This window comes from Streptomyces swartbergensis, assembly GCF_002148965.1.
Classification (GTDB): Bacteria; Actinomycetota; Actinomycetes; order Streptomycetales; family Streptomycetaceae; genus Streptomyces; species Streptomyces swartbergensis.
The window spans coordinates 1-6,244 of record NZ_NGFN01000440.1; the positions used below are offsets into that span (position 1 = coordinate 1).

The 6,244-nt window shown below is 71.7% G+C and carries 4 protein-coding genes; all 4 read right to left on the minus strand.

The features are described 5' to 3' along the window. On the minus strand, positions 1 to 912 hold a 912-nt coding region (locus tag CA983_RS39265), incomplete at its 3' end, for a serine/threonine-protein kinase (protein ID WP_143645703.1). Positions 913 to 1,029: 117 nt separating this feature from the next. Then, on the minus strand, positions 1,030 to 4,146 hold the full coding sequence (locus CA983_RS39270) for an efflux RND transporter permease subunit (RefSeq protein ID WP_086605483.1): 3,117 nt from the start codon (positions 4,144 to 4,146) through the stop codon (positions 1,030 to 1,032). 160 nt (positions 4,147 to 4,306) lie between these two features. Continuing rightward, positions 4,307 to 4,990, minus strand: a complete 684-nt coding sequence (locus CA983_RS39275) for a response regulator (RefSeq protein WP_086605484.1) — start codon at positions 4,988 to 4,990, stop codon at positions 4,307 to 4,309. Beyond that, positions 4,987 to 6,204, minus strand: a complete 1,218-nt coding sequence (locus CA983_RS39280) for a sensor histidine kinase (RefSeq protein ID WP_086605485.1) — start codon at positions 6,202 to 6,204, stop codon at positions 4,987 to 4,989. Before CA983_RS39280 ends, CA983_RS39275 begins: the two co-directional genes overlap by 4 nt. Positions 6,205 to 6,244 lie beyond the last annotated feature (40 nt).

Consider the following 6,244-nt stretch of genomic DNA (forward strand, 5'->3'; position numbering starts at 1 on the left):
GGCGGGGCTCGGCGGGTCCGCCAGGGTCGCGGGGCGGGTGGCCTCGACGGCCGGGAGCTTGTCCGCGCGGAGGGTCACGGTGGCCGGATCGCCGTCCGCCTGTTCGGGGAGGGCGGTCGCGAACTCCCGGGCCAGCTCGTCGAGTCCGGGCCGGTCCGCGGCCTCCTTGGACAGGCAGTGCTCCAGGATGCCCCGCAGGGGCTTCCCCACTCCGTCCAGCACGGGTTCGTCGTGGACGACCCGGTAGGCCGTCAGATAGGGGCTGTCCATGTCGAAGGGACCGCGGCCGGTGACGGCGTAGACCAGCAGTGAGCCGAGGGAGAAGACGTCCGACGCCGGGCCGACCGCACGGGCGTCGACGAGCTGTTCGGGGGACATGAAGGGCGGGGTGCCGATCATCTGGCCGGTCTCGGTCAGCGTCTGGTGGTTCTCCACCGCGCGGGCGATGCCGAAGTCGATGACGCGGGGGCCGTCGTCGGCGAGCAGGACGTTGGCCGGCTTCAGGTCCCGGTGGACCACCCCGGCCCGGTGGATGTCGCGCAGTGCCTCGACCAGGCCCAGGGCCAGCCCGCGCACTTCGGCGTCCGGGAGGGCACCCCGGTCGCGGATCCGCCGGGCGAGCGAGGGCCCGGGCACGTACTGGGTCGCCATCCAGGGCCGCGCGGCCTCGGGGTCCGCGTCCAGGACCGGTGCGGTGAAGGCTCCGCTGACCTTGCGGACGGCGGCGATCTCCTGCCGGAACCGGGTGCGGAAGACGGCGTCCGCCGCGTACTGGGCGTGCACCACCTTGAGGGCGACCTCACGGCCCGAGCGCGCCCTTGCCCGGTAGACGACGCCCATGCCCCCCGCCCCGAGCCGGTCGACGAGCTGGTAGCCGCCGACCGACTTCGGATCGTCGCTGTGCAGCGGCACGCCCGAATCCCCTTCCCCCGTAAAGCCGTTCGAGGGCACAGGATACGCAGCGGGACGAGGCGGCGGCCGGGCACCGGCCGTGGAGGTCCGGTGCCCGGCCGCCGCCGGGTCAGGCCGTCACACGCCCGCGTGCTCCGGCTCAGCCGCGTCCGTGCGCTGGGCCGGGAGGCCCTTCTTCGCCGCGCGCTTCTTCGCCCGGCGCTCCTTGCGGAGTTCGACCATCGCGTACAGCGTCGGCACCAGCAGCAGCGTCAGCAGGGTCGACGTCACCAGGCCGCCGATGACGACCACGGCGAGCGGCTGGGCGATGAAGCCGCCCTCGCCGGTGATGCCGAGAGCCATCGGCAGCAGGGCGAAGATCGTCGCCAGGGCGGTCATGAGGATGGGCCGCAGACGGTGCCGGCCGCCCTCGACCACGGCCTCGACGACGCCGTAACCCTGCTTGCGGTACTGGTTGATGAGGTCGATCAGCACGATCGCGTTCGTCACCACGATGCCGATCAGCATCAGCATGCCGATCATCGCGGGGACGCCCATCGGCGTGCCGGTGGCCACCAGCAGGCCGATCGCGCCGGTGGCCGCGAACGGGATGGAGACGAGCAGGATCAGCGGCTGGATCAGGGACCGGAAGGTGCCGACCAGCAGCATGAAGACGATCGCGATGGCCGCGAGCATCGCCAGGCCCAGGTTGGCGAACGCTTCCTCCTGGTCCTCCGAGACACCGCCGATCGACGCCGTGGCGCCGTCCGGGAGCTTCAGCGCGTTGATCTCGGACTGGAGCTTGGTGCTCACCGCGCCCGTGTTGTCGCCGGTCGGCTTCGCGGTGATGGTGGCCGCGCGCTGGCCGTCGATGCGGGTCATGGAGACCGGGCCGTCGACCAGCTTCACCGTCGCGATGTCACCGAGCTTCACCGCGCCCAGGCGCAGGTCCTGGAGCTGCTTCAGGGTCTGCGCGGGCTTCGCCGAGCGGATGACGACGTCGCGCTCGGTGTCGTCCAGGACCGCCTTGGCGGCGTTGGTGCCGCGGACGGCCTGGGCGACGGCGGCGCCGAGGGTCTGGTCGTCGAAGCCGACCGCGGCCGCCTTGTCGTTGGCCTTGACGGAGATCCGCGGCACGCTGGTCGCCAGGTCGCTGGTGACGTCCGTGACGTCGTCGAGCGAGGCGACCGTCTTGCGGACCTCCTCGGCCGCCGTGCGCAGGACGCCGGCGTCGGCGGCCTTCACCACGACGCTGAGGTCCTGGGCGCCGAAGCCGTCACCGGCGGAGATGGTGGTCGTGCCGATGCCCTTCAGCCCGGCCAGGCCCTTCTCGATGCGGTCCTGGACGTCCTCGTACGACGCCGAGTCCTCCAGCGTCACCTGGTACGAGGCCTGGTTGGTGTCCGTGCCGCCGCCGAAGGCCGCCATGAAGCCGGACGAGCCGACCGTGACCTGGTGGTTCTTCACGCCCTCGGTGTCGGCGAGGAGCCGCTCGACCTTCTTGGCCTGGGTGTTCGTCGCCTCCAGGCTGGTGCCGGGCTTCAGCTCCTGCTTGACGGTGAGGACCTCGACCTCGCCCTGGTCGAAGAAGTTCGTCTTCAGCAGCGGTGCCATGCCGAACGTGCCGACCAGGACGACGATCGCGATGGCCACGCTGGTGAGCCGGCGGCGGGTCGCGAAGCGCAGGACCGGGACGTAGATGCGCTGGAGGCGGCTCTTCGCTTCCTTCTCCTCCGCCAGCCGGCGGGCCTCGTCCGCGTCCTCCGGGGTGCCCTTCGGTGGGCGCAGGAACCAGTACGACAGGACCGGCACGACCGTCAGGGAGACGAGCAGGGACGCCAGCAGCGCGGCCGTCACCGTCAGGCTGAAGGAGCCGAACAGTTCGCCCACCATGCCGCCGACCAGGCCGATCGGCAGGAACACGGCGACCGTGGTGAGCGTCGAGGACGTCACCGCGCCCGCAACCTCGCGGACCGCGTTGAGGATGGCCGAGTTGCGCTCCTCGCCGTAGCCGAGGTGCCGCTTGATGTTCTCCAGGACCACGATCGAGTCGTCGACGACGCGGCCGATGGCGATGGTCAGCGCGCCCAGCGTCAGGACGTTCAGCGACAGGTCGCGCGTCCACAGCACGATCAGGGCGAGGACGACGGACAGCGGGATGGACACCGCCGTCACGAGGGTCGAGCGGATCGAGGCCAGGAAGACCAGGATCACCAGGACCGCGAAGAGCAGACCGAGCGCGCCCTCGGTGGTCAGGCCCTTGATGGACTTGGACACGGCCGGGCCCTGGTCGCTGACGACCGTCAGCTTCGCGCCGGAGCCGAGGTCCTTGCGCAGATCGGGGAGCTTGTCCTGGACGGCGTCGGAGATCGCCACCGCGCTGCCGTCGCGGTCCATGGTGACGGCGACGGCGAGGCTGGGCTTGCCGTCGGTGCGGGTGATGGAGTCGGCCGGGGCCTCCTGCTGCTTCACCGTGGCGACGTCGCCGAGGCGCACCGGCTTGCCCTTGCCGGGCTCGCCCGTGACCATCAGGTCCTGGATCTGCTTCAGCGACGTGAAGCCGCCGCCGACCTGGACCGTGCGGTTGGCGCCGCCCTCGTCGAAGGAGCCGGCCGGGACGGTCGCGCCGCCCGCCTGGAGCGCCTGGGCGAGGGACTGCGAGGTGAGGCCGGCCTTCGCCAGCTTCGCCTCGTCGGGGGTGACGGTGACCTGGAGGTCCCGCACACCGTCGACGGTGACCTGGCCGACGCCGTCGATGCTCTTCAGGTCCGGCACGACCGTCTTGTCGAGCTGGTCGGCCAGGGCCTGCTGGTCCCGGTCGGAGGTGACGGCGAGGACGACGGTCGGGATATCGTCCGTCGAACCGGCGACGACCTGCGGGTCCACGTCGTCCGGGAGCTGGACGCGGGCCCGGTTGACGGCCTGCTGCACGTCGGCGACGAGCTGTTCGGTGCCGTTGCCGTAGTCGAAGGACGCCATGATCACGGCGTTGCCCTCGGTGGCGGTGGAGGTCACCCCGCTGATGCCGTCGACGGCTTCGAGGCTGTCCTCGATCGGCTCGACGACCTGCTTCTCGACCACGTCCGGGGACGCGCCCTGGTAGGGCGCCAGCACGGACACCATGGGCAGTTCGATGGTGGGCAGCAGCTGCTGCTTGAGCTGGGGTATCGCGATCGCCCCGAAGACGAGCGCGATGATCGACATCAGCCCTATCAGGGCCCGTTGCGCGAGGCTGAATCTCGACAGCCAGGACATGGGTCAGGGTCTCTCTTCTGTTTAACGGCAGAAGCGGCAGCGGGCGCGCAGATGAGCGCCCGCCCCTACACCCTGAGCCATCGGCGAGACCCGATCCGTAGGCCCCAGGTCCCGTTCCTTATGCGCCGCATACTCCCGGCGCAGTACGCCCGGGCCGAACTCACTCCACCCTTGGACGGACCAGGCCGGACTCGTACGCGATGACCACGAGCTGGGCCCGGTCCCGGGCGCCCAGCTTGGCCATGGCCCGGTTGACGTGCGTCTTCACCGTCAGCGGGCTGACCTCCAGCCGCTCGGCGATCTCGTCGTTGGAGTGGCCGCCCGCGACCAGGACCAGCACCTCGCGCTCCCGCCCGGTGAGCGAGTCGAGCCGCTCGCCGCGGGCCGGGTCGCGGTCGCCCGCGTCGGGGTCCTCCTGGGCGAGGAAACGGGCGATCAGGCCCGTGGTGGCCGCCGGGGACAGCAGGGCCTGGCCGCCGGCCGCCGTCCGGATGGCGGTCAGCAGTTCCTCGGGCTCGGAGCCCTTGCCGAGGAAGCCGGAGGCGCCGGCGCGCAGCGACTGCACGACGTAGTCGTCGACCTCGAACGTCGTCAGGATGACCACGCGGACGTCGGCGAGCTCCGGGTCGGCGCTGATCATGCGGGTCGCGGCGAGACCGTCGGTGCCGGGCATCCGGATGTCCATGAGGACGACGTCGGCGCGCTGCTCCTTCGTCATCCGCACCGCCTCCGCGCCGTCGGAGGCCTCGCCCACCACCTCCATGTCGGGCTCGGAGTCGACGAGTACGCGGAAGGCGCTGCGGAGCAGCGCCTGGTCGTCGGCGAGCAGGACACGGATCGTCATGCGGGGTCCTCCCCGGGTGTGCGGTTCTTGACCGGCAGGATCGCATGGACACGGAAACCGCCGCCGTAGCGGGGACCGGTGGTGAGGGTGCCGCGCAGGGCGCTGACGCGTTCCCGCATGCCGAGCAGCCCGTGCCCGCCGCCGCTGCCCGGGTCCTGGTCCTCGCCGCTGCCGTCGTCCAGGACGGTGATCTCGATGTTGGGCCCGACCCGTACGACGCTGACCTCGGCCTTGGCCTGTGGCCCGCCGTGCTTCTGCACGTTGGTGAGGGCCTCCTGGATGATCCGGTAGGCGGCCAGATCGACGGCTGCGGGGAGGGTGGTGCCCTGGTCGGCGCGGGCGACCTCGATGTGCAGGCCGGCGTTGCGGAAGGTGCCGGTGAGTTCGTCGAGGCGGTCCAGGCCGGGGGCGGGTTCGGTGGGGGCCTCCGGATCGCCGGACTGTCTGAGCAGTCCGACGGTGGCCCGGAGCTCGTTGAGGGCCGAGCGGCTGGCCTCCCGGACGTGGGCGAGGGCCTCCTTGGCCTGGTCGGGGCGCTTGTCCATGACGTGCGCGGCGACACCGGCCTGGACGTTGACCAGGGCGATGTGGTGGGCCACGACGTCGTGCAGGTCGCGGGCGATCCGCAGGCGCTCCTCGGCGACCCGGCGGCGGGCCTCCTCCTCGCGGGTGCGTTCGGCGCGTTCGGCGCGTTCGCGGATGGCCTGGACGAAGGCGCGGCGGCTGCGGACCGCGTCGCCGGCGGTGGCACCGATGCCGGTCCAGGCGAAGATCGCGAGATTCTCCTGGGCGTACCAGGGCAGACTGCCGGCGGCCATGGCGGTGCCCGTCAGCACGGTCATGGTGAGCAGGCCGACGCGCCAGGTGGTGGGGCGGTCGGTGGTGGAGGCGACGGTGTACAGGGCGATGACCGCGGACATGGCGACGGGGGCGCGGGGGTCGCCGGTGACGGACTCGACGACGGAGACCGTGCCGGTGAGGCAGAGGACCGTCATCGGGGCGCGGCGGCGGAAGACCAGTGCTGCGGCGCCGAGGGCTATGAGGACGAGGCTGAGGGTGTCGGGGGTGCGCAGGGCCCAGCTGACGCTGTCGCGGTGCCGGGGCTCCACGAACGACCCGGCGACCATGCAGACCAGGACGCCTGCGGCCAGGACCGCGTCCATGGCCAGGGGATGTGCTTTGGCCTGGCATTTGACCCGCTGGAGGGTGCTCACGGGGGTTTACGGTAGCTGGGCTGGATGTCCGGGTGTGAGG